At 58.3% G+C, this 20,277-nt stretch carries 15 protein-coding genes and 2 pseudogenes; 9 read left to right on the top strand and 8 right to left on the bottom strand.

Annotation, left to right across the window (positions count from 1 at the left end):
- Nucleotides 1–18 precede the first annotated feature (18 nt).
- From AC13QE_RS24795 to AC13QE_RS24755, 9 genes and pseudogenes are all read left to right on the top strand, one after another.
- The gene (locus AC13QE_RS24795; protein ID WP_425298690.1) at nt 19–798 is read left to right on the top strand and encodes a serine hydrolase; all 780 of its coding nucleotides are present in this window, start codon (nt 19–21) and stop codon (nt 796–798) included.
- 29 nt (nt 799–827) lie between these two features.
- Nucleotides 828–2,369 (top strand): ABC transporter substrate-binding protein, encoded by a 1,542-nt coding sequence (locus AC13QE_RS24790; RefSeq protein ID WP_488485665.1) that lies wholly within the window; start codon nt 828–830, stop codon nt 2,367–2,369.
- Nucleotides 2,370–2,496: 127 nt separating this feature from the next.
- Entirely contained in the window at nt 2,497–3,972 is a 1,476-nt protein-coding gene (locus AC13QE_RS24785; protein WP_488485664.1) for a M20 family metallopeptidase, read from the top strand.
- Nucleotides 3,973–4,098: 126 nt separating this feature from the next.
- Nucleotides 4,099–5,080, top strand: a pseudogene (locus AC13QE_RS24780) (transporter substrate-binding domain-containing protein); the annotation flags it as partial.
- A gap of 127 nt (nt 5,081–5,207) precedes the next feature.
- The gene (locus AC13QE_RS24775) at nt 5,208–7,703 is read left to right on the top strand and encodes a methyl-accepting chemotaxis protein (protein WP_488485663.1); all 2,496 of its coding nucleotides are present in this window, start codon (nt 5,208–5,210) and stop codon (nt 7,701–7,703) included.
- Between the two features lie 259 nt (nt 7,704–7,962).
- Nucleotides 7,963–8,112 (top strand): annotated as a pseudogene (locus AC13QE_RS24770) (IS6 family transposase); the annotation flags it as partial.
- Between the two features lie 241 nt (nt 8,113–8,353).
- Nucleotides 8,354–9,085: a helix-turn-helix transcriptional regulator gene (locus AC13QE_RS24765; protein ID WP_488485662.1), complete on the top strand. Its 732-nt coding sequence runs from the start codon at nt 8,354–8,356 to the stop codon at nt 9,083–9,085.
- A 300-nt stretch (nt 9,086–9,385) separates the two neighbouring features.
- Complete coding sequence (locus tag AC13QE_RS24760) at nt 9,386–11,179, top strand: methyl-accepting chemotaxis protein (protein WP_488485661.1); 1,794 nt, start codon at nt 9,386–9,388, stop codon at nt 11,177–11,179.
- Entirely contained in the window at nt 11,179–11,652 is a 474-nt protein-coding gene (locus AC13QE_RS24755; RefSeq protein ID WP_488485660.1) for a chemotaxis protein CheW, read from the top strand. Before AC13QE_RS24760 ends, AC13QE_RS24755 begins: the two co-directional genes overlap by 1 nt.
- A gap of 792 nt (nt 11,653–12,444) precedes the next feature.
- Here AC13QE_RS24755 and AC13QE_RS24750 read toward each other — a convergent pair.
- The 8 genes from AC13QE_RS24750 to AC13QE_RS24715 all read right to left on the bottom strand — a co-directional run bounded on the left by AC13QE_RS24750 (nt 12,445) and on the right by AC13QE_RS24715 (nt 20,253).
- Nucleotides 12,445–12,990, bottom strand: coding sequence for a transposase (locus tag AC13QE_RS24750; protein WP_488485659.1), 546 nt, complete (start codon nt 12,988–12,990; stop codon nt 12,445–12,447).
- Nucleotides 12,991–13,404, bottom strand: coding sequence for a hypothetical protein (locus AC13QE_RS24745; RefSeq protein WP_488485658.1), 414 nt, complete (start codon nt 13,402–13,404; stop codon nt 12,991–12,993).
- Nucleotides 13,405–13,507: 103 nt separating this feature from the next.
- Nucleotides 13,508–13,855, bottom strand: coding sequence for a group II intron maturase-specific domain-containing protein (locus tag AC13QE_RS24740; RefSeq protein ID WP_488485657.1), 348 nt, complete (start codon nt 13,853–13,855; stop codon nt 13,508–13,510).
- Nucleotides 13,856–14,907: 1,052 nt separating this feature from the next.
- Nucleotides 14,908–15,786: a 2-oxo acid dehydrogenase subunit E2 gene (locus tag AC13QE_RS24735; RefSeq protein ID WP_488485656.1), complete on the bottom strand. Its 879-nt coding sequence runs from the start codon at nt 15,784–15,786 to the stop codon at nt 14,908–14,910.
- 20 nt (nt 15,787–15,806) lie between these two features.
- On the bottom strand, nt 15,807–17,237 hold the full coding sequence (locus AC13QE_RS24730) for an NAD-dependent succinate-semialdehyde dehydrogenase (RefSeq protein ID WP_488485655.1): 1,431 nt from the start codon (nt 17,235–17,237) through the stop codon (nt 15,807–15,809).
- Nucleotides 17,238–17,250: 13 nt separating this feature from the next.
- Nucleotides 17,251–18,264 (bottom strand): biotin/lipoyl-containing protein, encoded by a 1,014-nt coding sequence (locus AC13QE_RS24725; RefSeq protein ID WP_488485654.1) that lies wholly within the window; start codon nt 18,262–18,264, stop codon nt 17,251–17,253.
- A gap of 1 nt (nt 18,265) precedes the next feature.
- Nucleotides 18,266–19,249 (bottom strand): alpha-ketoacid dehydrogenase subunit beta, encoded by a 984-nt coding sequence (locus AC13QE_RS24720; RefSeq protein ID WP_488485653.1) that lies wholly within the window; start codon nt 19,247–19,249, stop codon nt 18,266–18,268.
- 8 nt (nt 19,250–19,257) lie between these two features.
- A complete protein-coding gene (locus tag AC13QE_RS24715) occupies nt 19,258–20,253 on the bottom strand; it encodes a thiamine pyrophosphate-dependent dehydrogenase E1 component subunit alpha (protein ID WP_488485652.1) in 996 nt (331 codons plus the stop codon).
- Between the last annotated feature and the right edge of the window lie 24 nt (nt 20,254–20,277).

The following is a 20,277-nucleotide window of genomic DNA, read 5'->3' as shown; positions in this document are numbered from 1 at the left end:
TTCGTAACCCGCTTCCTGATGCGCAACCTTTTGACCGGCGAGACGATCGAACGATGTGCTGACGAAGAAACGCCTTCGGCGAGCACCCGCAAGACCTCGATCATGATGGCTGCGCTGAAGGCGGCACAGGAGGGGCGGCTCGATCTCGACGAGCCTGTTACTTATGAAGCGCGCTTTGCCGAAGAAGTGGCAAGCGGCATGTTCCGCTATATGACCCCCGGCATCGTCATTTCGCTGCGTGACGCCATCACCGGCATGATGGTGCTCAGCGACAATGTCTGCACCAAGATGGTGTTCGAACGCCTGACGCTGGAGGAGGTCGACATTTATTGCAAGTCGATCGGGCTTGCCGGCACGCACCACCGCTTTCTGATCCCGCCGCTCGCTTTGTCGCCGGATCACGCGCTGAAGTCGGTGACGACTACCACGGCGCGCGACCAGGCCGTACTTCTTCAGATGATCCTCGATGCGCAGACTTCGACGGCGGTTCAGGAAAAGCTCGGCGTCTCGGCCGCACTCTGTGCCTATGCGCTGCAGACACTGAAGAACCAGATCCTGCGTTATGCGATCCCGTCCCGGCTGCCTTTCGGCACCGTCGTCGCCCACAAGGGCGGCACCGGCAAGCGCGGCCGCATGAATGCCGGCATCGTCTATCGCGACGATGCGCCGTTTTACATCATCTCCGCCTACACCGATGAGGTGCCGCTTGCCATGCCGGACGGCACGCCGGGATATACGATGGCGCTCGAGACGATCGGCAGGCTGTCGCGTGCCTGTTGGGATGGATTTGCGTCATAACAATCAACGACAGATAAGAGGGTAGAACAGTGAAAAAGCTTCTTCTTGCGGGCGCGGCCCTGCTCGCATTGGCAAATGTCGCGGCAGCGCGTGATATCACCGTTGCGCAGAGTTCGGACCTGCGCAGCAGCAATCCGGGCGTAAACCGCGACGGCAATACCGATGGCGTCATTCTGCATATCGTCGAGGGGCTCGTCGGCTACAACAATAGTGGCGAAGTCAAGCCGCTGCTCGCCAAGAGCTTCGAGACCTCGGCCGATGGTCTTACCTATACGTTCAAGCTCAGGACCGATGTCAAATTCCACAATGGCAAGCTGCTGACGGCGGACGATGTGGTGTGGAACTGGACGCGCTATCTGAAGCCCGAGACGAAATGGACCTGCCTCGCCGATTTTGCCGCCGGCGGTGCAGCGCATGTGACCGGCGTCAAGGCAGTCGATGCGTCGACGGTCGAAATCAAGCTCGAGAAGCCCTCCGCCGTTTTCCTCGGTCTGATGTCGCGTCCGGAGTGTGGTTATACCGGGATGGTCTCGCCCGATTCCGTCGGCGCAGACGGCAGTTTCATCAAGTCGATCGGCACCGGTCCCTTCATGTGGGACGAATGGAAGAAGGGCGAATATATTCACCTGAAGAAATTCGCCGACTACGTCTCGCCGGCAAATGATGGCAAGCCCGACGGCATGGTCGGCTCCAAGCGACCGCTTGCCGACGGCATCAAGTTTATGGTCATTCCCGATCCTTCGACCGTGAAGGCCGGCCTGGAATCGGGTGTGCTCGACACGGCCGAACTTTCGCCGGATCTGATCCCTGAAATCAAGTCGAACCCGAAGATGCAGCTCATCGTGGCGCGCAACAACGGCAAGAACCTGTTCTACATCCAGACGCGCGACAAGGTGCTGGGTAAGCCCGGGGTGCGCCGCGCCATGGCGATGGCGCTCGATCTCGATGAACTCGTTGCCGCCGCATCCAACGGAACGGGTGAGGCCAATGGATCGATGGTGTCGCAGGATTCCGTCTATTTCGACGCGACCCAGAAGAAGCGTCTGCCGTATGACCTGGAGGCGGCGAAAAAGGAGCTCGAGGCGTCCGGCTACAGGGGCGAACCGATCTCGATCATCGCCAACAAGCGCGGCAACGTGCCGAGCTTCCCGGTCGCAGTGATGGCGCAGGCCATGCTGCAGCAGATCGGCCTCAACGTGCAGATCGAGGTGCTCGACTACGCGACCCAGGTCGATCGCCGCCGCTCCGGCAACTATCAGATCATTTCGCAGTCTGTGGCGCCACGTCTCGATCCAGCGTTGATGTATTCCTTCTATGTCGGCGACAAGGACAAGAACGCCTCGTTGATGTGGGACGACCCGAAGGCGATCGAACTGATGAAGGCTGCCTATGTCGAGGCGGACCAGACCAAGCGGCAGAAGATCTTCGATGAATTCCACGAGCTCATGCTGAAGGACATGCCGGGCATCTTCCTCTACGACATGGTCGATGTCTGGGGCGCCAGCAAGACGCTGAAAGGCCAGCCGGTCTGGCAGTCGAACGCCCGGCTCTGGGAAGTGTCGGTCGACTGAATTGCTTGCCCGCGCCGATGCGGATGACGGCGCGGGCAGCTCATCTTTTTAAGAGGAAGCCAGCGCCCTCGCGGCGAGCGGCTTCGTGCGCCCCTTCGCAGGCGCCAGCACGATACGAGGACGCGCGATGAATCAAGAGACCGTGCAATCGATTGCCGCAGCGATCGAAGGAATGAAGCCGGATTTTACCAAGCTCAGCGACAGCATCTGGGATTTTGCCGAACTGAAATTCGAGGAGACGCGTTCGTCCGAACTCCTTGCAAAAGCGCTCGAAGATAATGGCTTTTCGCTCCGGCGCGGCGTGGCCGGCATGGAGACGGCCTTTGTCGGCGATTTCGGTGCCGGCAAGCCGGTGATTGCTTTTCTGGGCGAGTTCGATGCGCTGGCCGGCATGAGCCAGGTTGCCGGGGTGGCTGAGCACCAAGCCCTGGTCGATGGCGCGACCGGGCATGGCTGCGGCCATAACCTGCTCGGCGTCGGTTCGCTGATCGCGGCAGTTGCGCTTTCCCGGCATATGAAGGCAAATAATCTCCCCGGCACCGTCCGCTATTACGGGTGCCCGGGTGAAGAGGGCGGCTCAGGCAAGACCTTCATGGTGCGGGCGGGTCTGTTCGATGATGTCGATACCGCTCTGACCTGGCATCCGGCGCCGTTCAACGGAGTGCGCTCGACCAACAATCTCGCGGTCATCGAATATTATTATCGTTTCAAGGGTGTCGCTGCGCATGCGTCGAACGCGGCCCATCTCGGCCGGTCGGCGCTCGATGCGGTGGAGCTGATGAATGTCGGTGTCAATTTCCTGCGCGAGCACATACCGCAGGATTGCCGCGTGCATTATGCGATCACCGATACGGGTGGCAGGGCGGCGAATGTCGTTCAGGCAAAGGCTGAGGTGCTCTATCTGATCCGCGCTCCGGAAATGCCGCAGGCTCTGGATCTTGCCAAACGCGTCGAGAAAGTGGCGCGCGGCGCCGCCATGATGACGGAAACGGAGGTGGAGATCGTGTTCGACACGGCTTCGACCAATCTCTTGCCGAACATCACGCTCGAAACCGCCATGCACGAGAATATGATGGCGCTCGGCCCGATCGCCTTCGACGAGGCGGATCTCGCTTTTGCCAAATCCATTCAGCAAACCTTTACCGACGAGGCGATCAGGAGCAGCATCCGGCTCTATCAGATCAGGGGAGATGTCTTTTCCGATGCGAAGATCGACGGATCGACGCCGCTGCATCTTGGCTTGCGTGAGTTCGAAGGCCAGTCGCATTTCCGCGCCGGGTCGACCGATGTCGGTGATGTCAGCTGGGTGACGCCGACGGCGCAATGCTGGACGCCGGCCTGGGCGATCGGCACCAATCCTCATACCTGGCAGGTCGTCGCCCAGGGAAAGAGCGTAGTCGCCCACAAGGCCATGGTGCATGCTGCAAAAACGCTTGCGACAACTGGGCTATCGCTGATGACAACGCCAGAACTCTTGGCCGCGGCCAGGGCCGAATGGGCGGACAAGACCGATGGGCAGGCGTATGTCTGCCCGATACCCGGCAATGTGATGCCCGGATCGGTTCATGACGGCAAACCACTTCCTTCCGTTGGCGATGGCTAACCTAATGACGTGCATCCAACCCGCTTGCAGCATCCTATGGAAACGCACTAAGGGTAGGGAAGTCGAACGCGCGGGATTACAGAATTCCCAGCTATCGAATCTCCAGCGACGTCGGAAGAGGCGAAGATGACAAGCTCCGAATGGCGGGTGGGAGTGCTTTTTTCCAGAAGCGGAATCAGCGAAATCACGGAAACCGAGCACTTTCTTGGCACCGCGCTTGCGATCGAAGAGGTCAATGCGGCCGGAGGCGTGCTTGGCAAGCCTATCGTTCCGATCGCCTACGATCCAGGCGGCGATCAAACCGCCTATCGCAATCTCGCGCGGCGCCTCCTGGCTGACGACGACGTCAATATCATCTTCGGCGCGTCGATGTCGGCCAGCCGCAAGGCCGTGCTGCCGATTGTCGAGCGGCACAACGGGTTGTTGTTTTATCCCTCAATGTACGAAGGCTTTGAATATTCCGAGAATGTCGTCTACACCGGCGCCACCCTCAATCAGAACACCTTCGCGCTCGCCGAATACCTTCTGCGCAACCATGGACGCCGGATTTTCTTCGTCGGCGCGGATTATATCTACCCACGCGAATCCAATCGGGTCATGCGGGACGTGGTGGAGGCAAAGGGCGGCGAGGTCGTCAGCGAGCGATATCTTCCTCTTCATGCCGACGAGCAAACGCTGCGGTCGGTCATTTCCGACATCGTTCGCCTCCAGCCGGACGCCATCTTCTCAACGATTATAGGACGGCCGGCACAGCGCTTCTATCGCATGTATGCCGAGGCCGGCATCGATCGCAAGCGGGCTCCGATCGCCAGTCTGACCATGGCCGAGACCGAGATACGCGAGATAGGAGCCGATGCCTGCACCGGCCACATTCTCTCGGCGACTTATTTCCAGACGGTCGAGAACGAGGCGAATGACCGTTTCGTCAGCGCCTTCAAGAGCCGCTTCGGCGAAGAGGTGACGACGAGCGTCTGGTCGCAGCCGGCCTATGCACAGGTTCATCCTTTTTGCCCGGGCGCGCTCGCTTGAGACCCATCGCATTTCCGAAGAAATTCTCATGGAAGATTTTCTTGCGCCGGAAGGCCGTATCAACTTCGACGCCGATAGCGTCAGCAGCATCGAGCGCCGTCTTGCGTTTCTAATCTTCCAAACGGATTTAAGCACTTTTTTATCCATTCTTCTTAGCATTCGATGAGTGCTTGGGCGGAGTTACGCTGCGGGAGAAAGGTTAGAGCATGAAATTGTCCCAAAAAGTGAAATCCATTGGTTTCAGAACATCGAGTGGGATGGCTTTATTGCTGATATCGGTTGTCCTAGTCGCGTTTGTCGGAATTCGCGGTATCGGAAGCCTGACAGGTGCCGTGTCTCAGACGGTCGATACTTCAAAGGTACTTATCGGAGCCAATCGGGCTGAAGGTGCCATTATCCAGTATCTTGTCGGCAAAGAACCCAAACGAATCGATGAAGCAGCCAGTGCCCTCGAGACGGCGCAAGCAACACTCAATTCTCTGGCGCTGTCAAAAGAAGAAGGCTCGCATCTCTCGGATGGCATCTCGCTGATGTCGAATGCGGTCAAAGCTCTCGCGGTCTCTGAGGACGCGGTTCAGAAAGCAGGCGTCGCTCTGCGCGATGCGACCGGAAGCTTGGTTTCCCTGGCTGAGCAGGCTGAAAAGAATGCGCAAGATATCGCCAACCAGGCCGAGACCAATTCGAACAACGCATTGATAAGCCTAAACACCATCCGTATCCTTGCCCAAAACGCCGGCAATTTCAGCGACGGGATGAATGCTGTCGAATTGGCACTGGTAAAAGACTCGGCATTAGGTGGCCAGATATCGCCTGATCAGATCGCAGAACCGATGGCTCGTGCGCAGGCCAGCCTGGCTGAAGTTGTCAAGCTTGGAGGAACACCCGACATCCAGCCGATCGTCAGCAGCCTGGCAAGCGCCTTTGCGGAGATCCAGACTACCCTGTCGAAAGACAACGGTGCAGCTTTGTCCGCCACACAAGACTTTGCGCTTTTCGCTAAAATTTCCGCTGCTTCTCAGAAGCTCAACGAGGCGCTACGCAAATCGGCAGAAGCGGAACTGGCCTCCAAAAGCGAGAAGGACAACGCGCGATCCAAAGCACGTATCGTATCTGGAACTGCACGCAACTTCGCCAATGTGTTGAAGGATACACTGGTTCAAGTCGAGCGATATCGCCTCCAAGCCTCCGATGACGCCGCCGCGACCGTCACTGCAGGCCTGAAAAAGGCACAAGCTTTGGGCGGCATGCTGGCCAAGACTTCCGGCAATGACATGACCGTCAACCTTGCCCAACTGGACGAGACGTTCAACGCCTTGAAGACGAATTTGGCATCGTTCGATCAGCAGGCCTCGCTGGTCGTGTCGACATCGCAGAGCGTCACCGACGGCATTGTCGAGATCGCGGGCGAAATTGCGTCGAAATCCGAGCTCCAGGGCAATCAGGGTACGTCCTGGATGTGGGGTGCCGGTTTGTTCAGCCTCGTGCTGGCTATGGCCATTGCGTTCTTCATGGTCCGCTCCGTTGCGCAGCCGATGATGCAAGTTGCGCAGGCAATGGCTCGGCTGGCCAGGGGAGAATCCGACACGCATCTGAAGCTCACCAAAACCGATAACGAGATCGGGGAGATGATCGTCGCGCTGCAAGTGTTCCGGGAAAATGACCGCGCCCGGATCAATGCCGAAGCCGAGGCTGACCGCGAAAGGCAGCAGGCGGACAATATGCGGCTTGAACGTGAAGCTGAACGTATGACGGAAGCGCAAGCGATGGAACATGCCTTCTGCCAGATTTCCGGCGGTCTGGATGCGCTTTCTAAGGGAGATCTGACAGCACGCATCGGAGCGGTCGATTCCAGATATCAAGGGATCAGAGACCACTTCAACAGTGCGGTGTCCACTTTGGAGGATGCGATCGACGCTGTCATCCTGAGCGTCGGGACCATCCAGTCAGGATTGTTTGAAATATCAAGCGCATCCAACGATCTTGCACGCCGGACGGAGCAGCAGGCCGCCTCTCTAGAAGAGACAGTTGCCGCTCTTGGCGAGGTGGCCAGCGGCATCAACGCCACTGCCGATGGTACAGACCACGCCCAGAAGACCGTCGCGCTCGCCAAGACAAATGCGGAAAGCGGCGGAGCGGTGGTGGAGCGCGCAATCAGTGCGATGAGCGAAATCCAGGACTCGTCTGCAAAGATCGGCAACATCATCGGTGTGATCGACGAAATCGCGTTCCAGACGAACCTGCTGGCACTCAATGCGGGGGTCGAAGCTGCTCGTGCTGGGGAGGCGGGCAAAGGCTTCGCTGTGGTCGCGCAAGAAGTTCGGGAACTTGCCCAAAGATCTGCGCGAGCCGCTCGCGAGATCAAGGGATTGATTTCAACCTCGACAGCTCAGGTCACAACAGGCGTAAAGCTTGTTGACGAGACGGGTACGTCGCTTAGGGAAATCTGTGAACAGGTGGGCGGCATTAGCGCCATCATAGACAAGATTGCGATGGCGGCCAGGGAACAGGCCGTGAGCCTCCATGAAGTTTCCACGGCTGGGGACGAGATGGACAAGGTCACGCAACAGAACGCTGCCATGGTCGAGGAGACAACCGCCGCATCGCAAACTCTCGTGCATGAGACCGAAAAGTTGACTCAGATGGTAGGGCGGTTCGCAACCCGCCGCTCAACGAATATCGGACTGCGGGCCGCGGCAGCGTAACGCCAGGGTTTGGCGATCGTCTTTCGATCCAGGCTGACTGGACGACTGTCCGAAGAAACACGGAGGGGATCGTCAATTTAACGGAAGTTGGAAGTTGATGTGCGATTACTGGCCATGACCGACCTTCCGTCTGGGCATCAGGTCCTCGCTTAAAACACGAGGACAAATTGCCAGATCGGCGCTCACGAAAATCGATCTAAATCCGCCGCATATTTTGTCCGCGACTTACTGAAATCCTTGTCCCGTATTTTGTGAAACCCGCACACAGCGACATCTACAACGATTTGTCTCTATCCATGACCCGATCGCCAACCTATTCTACATCCCGCGCCACGACATTACTTCGAGCCATCACCGCGAACTACGCACCACAGCCATGGACCTATGGCGAACCATCGCTCGCCTGTGAGCAAATCCGACTCCCAAAATCCTCCCGCATGCCCGCTCACCGTTAACCTTAACATGCCCATCAACAAGATCATCGAGCTTGCAGGAGGCCGGCGTGCCCATCCATTGCGGTCAGTCTTGCGAACCGCTTGGGCGAGGTAGCAGTGTGCATTACACCGGATAAGCTTGCGGTTGCGCATTTACACATTCTTAATACTTCACCCCCAGAACCTGATGTCTGAACATGGTTGGAGATTTGAAGATTGCCGTTCTCCCGCGCCCTCGCTCTCAGCGACCCTCTTAATGATGTCCCCGATCTGAGGTCGCTGCCCACCCGCAGGCAGGTGGTGTTGCATCCGTTTATTGAAAAGCTGCGTGGAGCCGTGCCGTTTGATTTCTTTGCGGTATCGGGACTTGACCTCGATGGCTACCGGTTCGGCAGCGGGCATTCGATCGACACCGATGTGCCGCCAGCCTTTCTCGACGCCTATTATGGCGATGACCTCCTGAACTCCGATCCTTTCGTGGCGGCATCAATGTCGTCCGCGGACGTGGTCATTGAGGAGGAAGTCTATGCTGAAACACCTCCTCCCCAAAGGCTGCAATATCTTGCCAGAACCTTCGGGGTGCTCAATCGTACACTTTTTCCTATCCGACGCGGTAACGTGGTGTTCGGTGCGGTCACCTTCTCTCGTTCGACACCTTTCTTAGAGGAAGAAATCGAATTCCTGGGCGAGATCGCCGAGACCACCCACCGCGTTCTGACGCGGCCAATCATGGATAGGTTCTCGGCGCAGACGCTTAAGTTGATCGAGGGTGAGATCACCTGCTTAAAATTTGCAAGTCTCGGCAAGACAACGGACGAGATTGCCATATTGAGCGGTTACACGCCGGACACCGTGAATAGTTACATGAAGGCTGCAATCCGCAAGCTCGGTGCGGACAATCGCGTTCACGCGATCGCTGAGGCGATCCGACGCGGACTTATTTCCTAGCTGAAGATCGAACGGAAATTGGTGTGATCGCGTTGGCTGCCTCAGCGGGGGCCTTCGAACGCGTTTTACAACCCTGGGGGTTGGAGGAATGAGCAGAATGTGCAGCTGTTGAGCGAATGCTCACCTGCGCCTGACGAAATTAAGATTTTGTTTGGTGTTCGACCCTAGAAATAGGGGCGCCGGGAGGAGGGATTGTCCCAATGTCAATCAGCCGGCTGACCTGTAACCGAAAGCCACGGCCTCCAAGTCCAACAGAGCCTAATCGGCGGACACGAGCCCTCGGCGGACATGGAGTACATCATGGGTATTATGTCTTTTGGTTTCTCGTCTGACGCAAGCGCCGTCCTTGCAGCGATGAGCAAATCGCAGGCGATCATCGAATTCGACCTCACAGGAAGAATTCTATCCGCTAATCCGAACTTTTGTGCCGCGCTTGGCTACGAGCTGAACGAAATTGTCGGGCAGCATCATCGGATATTTGTCGATCCAGCAGAGGCCTCCAGCGCCGAATACCGGCAGTTCTGGAGCGATCTGGCTGCTGGGAAATTTGATCAGCGCCAATATAAGCGGATTGGTAAAGGCGGAAGGGAAATCTGGATCGAGGGTTCCTACAACCCGGTGTTCAGGGGCGGCAAACCCTATAAGGTTGTCAAGTTCGCAACCGATATAACAGCGCAAAAGCTGAAGAGCGCCGAGGATGCCGGGAAGCTTGACGCGCTGTCGCGCGCTCAGGCCATTATTGAGTTTACGCCAGCGGGCGAGATTCTGACGGCCAACGACAACTTTCTCAACACGCTTGGATACCATCTGTCGGAGATCAAGGGAAAGCATCACTCGATGTTCTGTGAGCCCGCCTACACCCAAAGTGACGACTATAGGCGCTTCTGGACCCGATTGGCGGGAGGCGAGTTTGTCGCCGATGAGTTCATGCGCCTTGGGAAGGGCGGAAAGAAGGTCTATATCCAGGCGTCGTACAACCCGATCTTTGATATGAACGGCAAGGTCTTCAAGGTCGTCAAGTTCGCAACCGACGTCACGAAGCGCGTCGAAAACGTGGACAATCTCGCTTCCGCGCTACAAGGCCTTGCCGACGGCGACCTGACCCAGGAGCTCGGCATGCCCTTCTTGCCGACGCTGGAGAAGCTCCGGTTGGATTTCAACAGCGCTGCCTCCAAACTCCGCTCGGCCATGGAAACGGTATCGAAGAATGCCGGCGCCATCGCCGCCGCATCGCAGGAAATCCGGACCGCTTCCGATGATCTCTCCCGCCGCACCGAGCAGCAGGCCGCTTCCGTGGAGGAAACCGCGGCAGCCCTGGAAGAGATCACCACGACCGTCTCTGATTCCAGTCATCGGGCTCAGGAGGCAGGCCAGCTGGTCCGCAGGACCAAGGAGAGTGCAGAACGCTCGGGCCTGGTCGTGCGACAGGCGGTTGAGGCGATGGGAAAGATCGAGACTTCCGCATCGGAGATCGCCAATATCATTGGTGTGATCGACGAGATCGCTTTCCAGACAAATCTCCTTGCTTTGAATGCGGGCGTTGAAGCCGCCCGCGCAGGCGACGCTGGCAAAGGCTTTGCGGTCGTAGCGCAAGAGGTTCGTGAGCTTGCCCAGCGCTCGGCCAAGGCGGCGAAGGAGATCAAGGATCTGATCGGTACGTCAAACGGACATGTTAAGAGTGGAGTCGCCCTTGTCGGCGAAACCGGCAAGGCCCTGGAGGAGATAGCCGGACAGGTCGTGCATGTCGACAGCAATGTCGGCGCAATCGTCGAGGCGTCCCGAGAACAGGCTACAGGCCTGAAGGAAATCAATACCGCGGTCAACATGATGGACCAAGGCACACAAAAGAACGCTGCCATGGTCGAGGAGACGTCTGCAGCTGCACACGGGCTGGCGAGAGAAGCTGACGCTCTGTTCCAACTTCTTTCTCAGTTCAATATCGGCGGGGTGCAATCCCAGCGTTCGGCGGCGAGTGCCACCTCTGCCACGCCGCGATCGGCTGCCAATGCGGTGCGGCAGATGACAGCGAAGGTTGCACATGCGTTCCAGGGGAATGCCGCAGTCAAGGGCGGTGACAGTTGGGAGGAATTCTGATGTCCGGCCTTAGCACCAACGTGAACGGCCAGACCACGCTCGACATCATCGCATTCCAGCTCGGCGAGCAAACATTCTGCATTGAAACGACGTCCGTTCGCGAAATTCGCGGATGGGCAGCCTCGACGCCACTGCCACATACGTCCGCTGAAGTTCTCGGTGTGATCAATTTACGCGGAACAATCATCCCGACGATCGATCTCGCCCGCAAACTTGGGATGCGCTCAGGCGAAACGACCGAGCGCAGTGCAATCGTGGTGGTGGAGGTTCACGGAAAGCCGATGGGACTTGTCGTAGACCGGGTGACCGACATGATCTCCGTCACCGCGGATCAACTTCAGCCGCCCCCCGACATCATCGGGTCCATCGATCGATCATGCTGCGAGGGGATCATCACACACCCATCGGGAATGATTTGCTTCCTTCATTTGACGAACATGTTCGCAACGGGGGATGAGACTATAGCAGCATAGATCGTTCGCAGCGGCGTCATTCGCGCCTGCCTCTTGGTCCCTCAGCACTGCAATCATCTGTCCGTCCTTTAAGGACGAACCTTAGCGTATCACTGGATGAAGGAAGTACATTGAGCCATGTCTAGCTCCGATGGGGAATCGATGAATGAACGCCGAAAATCTGCCAGAACGCGTGCTCTCAAAGGAGCGCGGATTATCTACGCCAACGGTTCTTTGACGCGAGATTGCGCCGTGAGGAACCTTTCCACGAACGGGGCAAAATTGGTTATGCCGAGCACCGCAGGTATCCCGGAAAGTTTCGAGCTTGCGTTCGAAGATGGCGCCCGGAAAAGCTGCGTCGTTCGCTGGCGAAAGTTGACGGATATCGGCATCGAATTTGTCGGAGAGGCCTGATCGGCAGTATTTCGTTGATGGATTTGACCACATTAGCGTCGAAGACGGATATTTCCTCCCCAAACGAACGCGGTGACGGCACACAGCTTCTACAAGCTCCGATTCTAACGTGGCTGTTGCTCGGCACTTCTGTGGTTGCCGCGAGTCTGGCAAGAAGTTTCTGACCTTCTTTGACGTGTGATCGAGTGCGGTCTTCTGTCAGGCCTTTCGTTGCGGCGCTCGCAAAGGCCACCGGCCGGTATGGTGATCTGCTGAGCGGGTCCAAATCTTAATCCCGAGCTTGCGGGCCCAAAGTGCCAAACTGTTTTCCCGTTCCCGATCGGTTCGATCATGCGCCCATTCAGGTCGTCGACTTCTCACGCCTCTTTGCCAGTCCTGGTTATCCGCGGTAGTTTCCTTTCACGCCGCCATTGCCAGAGCTGGGTCTCGATAATCTTCCTGCTTCGTCAGCATGGCCCATATTGTCCGAGCCATCTTGTTCGCCAGTGCGATCGCCACCAGCATGCGCGGCTTCTTCGCGGGCATCCGCGAAAGCCACGATCCTTGTACTCGCGTTTTGCGACCCGCCCAACTCAGGCGCGCCATTGCCCCGAGGATCAGGAGCCTGCGGATGTCGGCCTGACCAGCCTTCGACACCCGGCCAAGTCTTTCTTTCCCACCAGAAGAGAACTGTCGTGGAACGAGGCCGAGCCAAGCGGCAAATTCACGACCGCATCGGAAGCTCTGCATCGCCGGCGCGAAAGCTTTGACGGCCAACGCAGTCAACGGCCCCGCACCCGGCATGGTCTGAAGCCGGCGCGCAGCTCCGCTTCGCCGAGACAGCTCCGCGAGCTTCCTGGCCTTCTCTTCGATCCGGGCCGTCTTCTGGCCAATCTGAGCCAGAAGGTCGCGGCATTCCTCCTGTACAATCTCGGGCAGGTCGATCTCAGTATTGTTGAGGATCACCTAAATACGCTTGATGTGGCCAATTCCGTGCGGAATCACCTGTCCATATTCGTAGAGAACGGCGTGCATTGCGTTCACCAATTCCGTTTGCTGATGAAAAATACGCTCACGCGCCCGGAACAGAACCGCCCGAGCTTGCTGATCAGCGGTCTTTGGCTCGACAAAGCGCATTTCAGGTTGACGAGCTGCAATGACGATTGCCTCAGCATCGACTGCGTCGTTGTTCTGCTGTTTCACGAACGCGCGCACGTACTGCGGCGCGATCAGCTTGACTGCATGGTCCAGCTTCACCAACTCACGCACCCAGTAATGGGCGCTCCCCAGGCCTCCATCACGACAAGTGCTGGTTACTGCTCTGACATGAACCGGAAGAACTGCCCGCGAGACAGTGTGATACTTCACATCGCCTGTCATCGACGCCCCGTGTACCTGGTCGGGTAGCAGCGGCGCATTGCTGCGCCATCGCCCCCTAAGAACCGGACATGCGGATCACCCCGCATCCGGCTCAAGCCATTCTTCAGCACCATGGTGTGGCACCGAACAACTCGATGGAATGTTTCGCGATCTGACGGCGGAAGAAGTAGGCGGACCATGCCGGATCACATGGATTAGCCAGTCCCCGGATTTTGACGTGTCTCGCAATTAGGATTGTCATTGGGCGGAAGAGCCGGCGCCCACTGGTACTGGCATCCGTCGGAGCCTTCGTAGCAAAATCCCAGGACCGGTGTCCATTGACCCGGAAGTACCTGTTCCTCACCCACCGCGCTCCTTTCGTGGGATGACGTCGACTTGCCCATTTCCAGAGCATTTTCCAGATGTACGAGTCTATCGATGAGAAGCTCGCTTTCGCGCCGATCGCCGTCATCTGCTTTCCCTCGTATAACGATTGGTCAACGTTCTCTCGCCATGAATGACCGCACGGAAGTCAGCCCGCTTTCGCGTCAGGCAATGTCTCAGCCCGTATCCCGTCCATTACAGCCGGGCATTCGCTTTTTCCGCATTCCTTTACCCCCAGCGCCAACAGCATTCCTTATGGTCCGCCTGCCGTTGCAGGCAGCAACTAGGGGCTTACCCTGTTCCGCATGTGTCTCCGAGCGGGGCGGACCCTTCCTCTTCGCCGGCGGCTGATCGTCCATGGTGGCCCAGTATTCAAAGACCACCTCACCGCGTACCGTTTTGGTTCAAGCCTGTCAGCACGTTTGGCTTGTCAAAGATCACGGCGTTTATCGGAAGTTCACATATGTTGGTCGTACCCACTCATCCCTTGCTCCTCTCCGCCTTCGTGCTGGCAGATTCCGCCTTGCCTTGCGGTTCGGCATACCGGATATCCGGCGGCTACGTTGTCCCTGGAGCTTCACACCGAGCTGTTGCCGGCTCCGCATGTCCAGGTAGGGAACGGCTGATGGAACAGCCGGTTTCTTCAGGACATTTCTCCTCCTGTGAAACAGAAACTCACGCGACTTGCAAATCGCACAAACACATTCTTCGCCAGATCCACTCCGATCATCGTATCGTTTATCCGCCGACCTCTCTATTCTCTGGCTTATGGAAGCCGATAGGGGGCCCGTTACGACGCCGATTGACATGCAGGACGCAAGAAAACTTGATGTCTAAATGCCAGGGTCTTCCCACGTCTCATCCCAAGGCGCTGGATCAGGATGCTCATGTACTTTCACAGTTTGAGATGTAGCCCCAAGTTTCAGCTTAGAAGCATCCGCACGCTTGTCCGATTCGTGCTGATCCAGATCGAAGATGGTATATCCGGCAGCAAGCGTTGCGAGAGCCTCCCGCACGGACGGGCCAATGCGCTTCAACAATTTCCACATTCGAACATCCATCAAAATGCTCTTTGTCGTGTCTATTCCAGAGGCGTCCCATCGCTCTAGCCCATTTGCGTACGCCGCATGTCGCCAGCGGTCAGAGTAGCAACATTCTCGGATCGGCAAGAAGCTCGGCATATTTGGCAAGCATACGGGCGGCTTCCGCGCCGTTGACTGCGCGATGATCGTAGGAGAGGTCCAGGGGTGCCATTAACCTCGGAATGAATTCCACGCCATTCCAGACTGGGACCGTCTCGGCGCGCGAGATCCCGAGGATCGCGACTTCGGGGGGATTGACGATCGGCGTAAATGCTGTCCCGCCGATGCCGCCGAGATTGGTGATCGACATCGAGGCTCCGCCCATTTCGTCGGGCTTCAGCTTTCTCGCCTGTGCTCTGGCTGCAAGATCGGTGATATCGCGCGCTATCCGGAAAAGGCCCTTCTTATCCGCGTCGCGGATGACGGGCACCAGCAGGCCATGCGGTGTATCGACGGCAATGCCGATGTGGACATAGCTTTTGAGGACAAGCGCATCGCCTTCTGGCGTCAAGGAAGCATTGAAGCGCGGATGAGTAGCAAGGCATCGCGCCAGTGCCACGACGTGGAATGCAAGCGCGGTCAGCTTCACCCCCCGCGCATTTGCTTCGTCTCGAAGCCGGGTACGAAAGTCTTCAACCGCGTCCATGCAGGCGCGGTCGTGTTGGGTTACGGCGGGGATGTTCTGTTGTGCGATTGACAGGTTTTTTGCAGCGAGCTGCATCAATTTTGAAAGCGGCTCTTTGTGAACCGGCCCCCACGCAGCATAGTCGACACTCCAAAGCGACGAGGTAGTGCTTGGCGGCGGGGGTGGCGTAACCCCGGCAAGCTTGCGCGTCACATCCTCCCGCGCAATGCTCTCGCGTCCAATTTCCGCTGCAAGCGCATCAATGTCGATCCCATTCCGACGTGCTAAAGCGCGCGTTGAAGGACTAGCCATCGGGGCATTCATTATACCACCTACCAACTTGTTGATATATATTGAGTTTCCATGAATTCCAGCATGCCTTCATGGCCGCCCTCGCGCCCCAAGCCGGATTGCTTGACGCCGCCGAAAGGCGCCGCGGGGTCGGACACAAGCCCCCTGTTCAGACCCACCATGCCATATTCCAGCTGCTCCGATACCCTGAGCCCGCGCTTCATGTCCTCCGTGAAGACATAGGCGGCCAGCCCGTATTCCGTGTCGTTCGCCCGGCGGATAGCCTCGCCTTCGTCGGAAAATGTCTGTATCGCGGCGACTGGGCCGAATATCTCGTCGTGAACGCAGGCGGCGGTTTCCGGTACGCGAAACAGCACCGTCGGTGGATAAAAGAAACCTGGACCATTGGGACGGGTGCCACCAAGCCGAACTTCGGCCCCTTTTGCAACGGCATCATCAACGAAACCTGCGACCTTGTCTCGCGTCGCGGCATTGACGAGGGGTCCGACATCGACGTCCCGCTCCAAGCCGTTGCCCATCTTCAAAGCGGCCATGCGGTCCGTGAAGCGCCGCGTGAATTCCTCGGCAAGCGCCTCGTGCACATAGAAGCGGTTGGCAGCCGTGCAGGCTTCTCCGAGATTGCGCATCTTCGCCAGCATGGCGCCCTCGACCGCGGCGTTCAGGTCCGCGTCCTCGAAAACGATGACCGGAGCGTTGCCTCCAAGTTCCATCGCAGGCTTGATGATATGATCGGCAGCCGAGTGAAGAAGCTTACGGCCGACATTGGTCGAGCCTGTGAACGAGACGACCCTGACGCGCGAGTCCCTCAACATGGCATCGACGACGGCGCCGGCCGCATTGGAGGGAAGGACGTTTACGACACCCGGAGGAACGCCGGCCTCTTCCAGGAGCGGCATCAGCTCCAGCATGGTGAGCGGTGTCTCGGAGGCTGGCTTGATGACGACGGTGCAACCGGCGGCCAGCGCCGGCGCAATTTTCCGCGTCCCCATGGCTGCCGGATAATTCCAGGGGGTGACCAGCACCGCAACGCCGGCGGGCTTGTGATGAACCAAAATACGGGCTCCCGACGCAGGCGCATGTTTCATCAGACCATCGGCCCTGACGGCTTCCTCCGAAAACCAGCGAAAGAACTCGGCAGCATAGGCCACTTCTCCCATCGCGTCGGCGCGGCCCTTTCCGTTTTCCCGAGTGATCAGATCGGCGAAATAATCGAGACGCGCCGTCATCAGCTCGAAGCATTTCCGCAGTATTTCTGCGCGCGCCCTTGGTGTTTTTGCCGCCCAGGCTTTCATGGCGGCGTGCGCGGCATCGACGGCCGCAAGTGCATCTGCAGGCGCCGCTGAGGCAACCGAGGCGATCACCGTTTCGTCCGCCGGGTTTATAACGTCGAAGCGCTCGCCGTCCGAGGTAGCACGCCATTCACCATTTATATAGAGTTCAGTCTTGTACATCGGCATAGCCCAATTATAGAAGGTGATTGAGCGGATTTTCCATCCGCACTAGGTAGGCCTCCAGGAAGTGCAACGCGTCTGGCCGCGACAAGCCCGGTTCGTGGAAGCGCATGGTCAGCGCCAGCGTGCCTGGCTCCCTGCCACGCGCAATGGAAAGAAGCGGTATCCCGCCATTGCCGCCGCGGAGCGCGGAAATGCGGGTTTCCGACAGGTCATAGATGACGATGTCGGCGCTCCCATCCGTCGTCTCGGGCGCAATCTGCGAAAGGCGTGTCCGCGGCTCGATCCTGAAATTCTGCGTCACGCCTCCGCTTTCGACGCGAATGAGCGCCGTGTCGCCCGGCAGTGAGCCGGCAGCGAAGGCGGCCCACAGCATGGCGCGATCAAAGGGGCGCCCGAGCTTCCCAGAGGCCCAGGCCAGAAATTCGGCTGAAGGACCGGCATCGACCACCGCTTCGTATTCGTACAATTCGGCCATATCAGCCGTGGCAAAGCTGACAGTCTTCTCCGATTGCCCGGAGCGAGCGGGCGGGATCAGGGCGAAGGCCTCGGTGACATCCACGACACGATAGGGCTGGGGTCGGCCGGTGGCCGCCAGAGCCCCGAGATCAACCCCGCGCTCGGCGGCGAGGCGCCTGGCTTTCGGCGAGGCAAGGATCCGGCCCTTGCCTGCATCGTCGCCGGCGGCGCGGTTGTCCGAAGGATTGTTTGCCGGTGGTCCCTGAACAGGCGAGGGTGCGGCGACGATGGCCGGCGTCTTCGTCGTGATAAAGACTTCACCATCCGGCTTCTCTGCGGAAATGACCGCAATCATCCGGCCTACCGGTACTTCCGTTCCCGCTTCCTCCAGAATTGCTGCAACAAAACCGGATATGCCCGCGGGCACCTCGACATTCGCCTTGTCGGTCTCTACCTCGAAAAGGACGTCATCGTCCCCGACCGCGTCCCCGACCTTCTTGTGCCAAGCGACGATCAGGCCCTTATCCTGCGCCATTCCGAGAACGGGCATGATGATTTCGCCCGCCATCTCAAAGCTCTCCCTTGACCGCAGCGCGCGCCCTTGCGGCAACTTTCTCCGGCGTCGGAACGGTCAGGTCCTCAAGTACCGGCGAAAATGGCACCGGCACATCCATCGCACCCATCCGCAAGACCGGTGCATCGAGATGGTAGAACGCCTTTTCGCTGATGCGACTGGCGATCTCGGCGGTTATGCCGAAGCTCTGATGTCCCTCGTCAATGACGACGGCACGACCTGTCTTCCTGACGGATGACAGTATCGTTTCCTCATCAAGCGGCACGATCGTGCGCGGGTCGATCACCTCGGCACTGATGCCTTCCAGGGCGAGCATGTCGGCTGCCTTCTGCGCGACCTGGACCATGGAGGAGGTGGAGACAAGGGTGATATCATTACCTTCTCGCACTATATTTGCCACACCGAAGGGGATGAGATATTCCTCCTCCGGAACGCTGGCCTTCTCCTGATACATCAGCTTGTCTTCAAAGATGACAACAGGATTATCGTCGCGTATCGCGGTTTTCAGCAGCCCCTTGGCCTCATAGGCCGATGAAGGCATAGCGACCTTTACGCCGGGGATATGAGCAACCAGAGCATGAAGCGATTGCGAATGCTGGGCAGCCGAGCGGCGCGTGGCGCCCATGTTCGTGCGAAGGACCAGCGGCACCTTGAGCTTGCCGCCCGACATGTAGTGCGCCTTGGCAGCCTGATTGCAAAGCTGATCCATGACGAGGAAGATGAAGTCGCCGAACATGAGATCCACGATGGGACGGGAGCCCGTCATCGCCGCTCCGACAGCCATCCCCATGAAGCCCGGCTCGGAGATTGGAGTGTCGATTATCCTTTCGGTACCGAATTCGTCGACAAGCCCAGAGAGGACCTTGAACGGCGTGCCCGCCTCTGCCACGTCCTCGCCCATTAGGAAGATGGTCGGATCGCGACGCATCTCTTCGGCAATGGCCTCGTTGACTGCTTTGGAAAGAGTGATCTCGCGCATGGGCAACCTCACGAGGCCACGAGCATGTCGGTGAAAACATGTCGGCCGACATCAGCGGCATTGGGATAGGGGGCAGCAATGGCGTAGGAGACAGCGGTTTCGGCTGTAGCGCGCACCGAGGCGTCGATTTTCGACAGCTCGTCAGCCCCTGTTATGCCCTGATCGACAAGCCACTTTCCGAAATTGGCTATCGGGTCCCGCTCGGTCTTCCAAAGCTGCTCCTCTTCCTTCGACCTGTAGTATTCACGACTGATATCGCCGACATGGTGGCCATGATACCGATAGGTGTTGAGAACGATGAAGAATGGTCCTTGCCCCTCGCGCGCCCGGGCGACGAGGCGCTGGGCCAGCTCGTTGACCGCCAGAACGTCCTGGCCATCGACCTCGAAGGTGTCGATCCCGAAAGCGGCTGCGCGCGCCGACAATGCGCCTGCGGCCATCTCGCTCGTCTTCGTGTATTCACCGTACAGATTGTTCTCGCAGGCGTAGATGACTGGAAGACTCCAGAGCGCTGCCATGTTCATCACCTCGTAGAGCAGCCCCTGGCCAAGCGCACCGTCGCCGAAGAAGCAGACAGTGACATCCTTCTTCCCCAAGCGCTTTGCCGAAAGTGCGGCACCCGTCGCAATCCCCGCGGATCCACCCACGATAGCGTTCGCGCCGAGATTGCCGTTCGCCTGGTCGGCAATGTGCATCGAGCCGCCCTTGCCGCCGCAATAGCCTTCAGCCTTGCCTAGCAATTCGCAGAACATCTCCTTGAACTCCGCGCCCTTGGCGACGCAATGGCCGTGGCCGCGGTGGGTCGAGGTAATCTTGTCTTCTCGTCCAAGCGCTTCGCAGATCCCGACTGCGACCGCCTCCTGACCGGAATACATATGGGTCAGTCCCGGCATCTTCGCCGACAGGTAAAGCTGGTTCGCGTTGTCTTCGAAAACGCGAATTCGAACCATCTGCTGATACATGCGCAGATAGGCTTCCGCGTTGTTTTCGGCTTCCTTTGCCATGAAAATTTCCTCCCTCAGTGCCGG

It is taken from the genome of Martinezella sp. CNPSo 3957, assembly GCF_057784395.1.
Note: the sequence above shows the minus strand (reverse complement) of the source record. Positions and strands in the feature narration are given on the sequence as shown.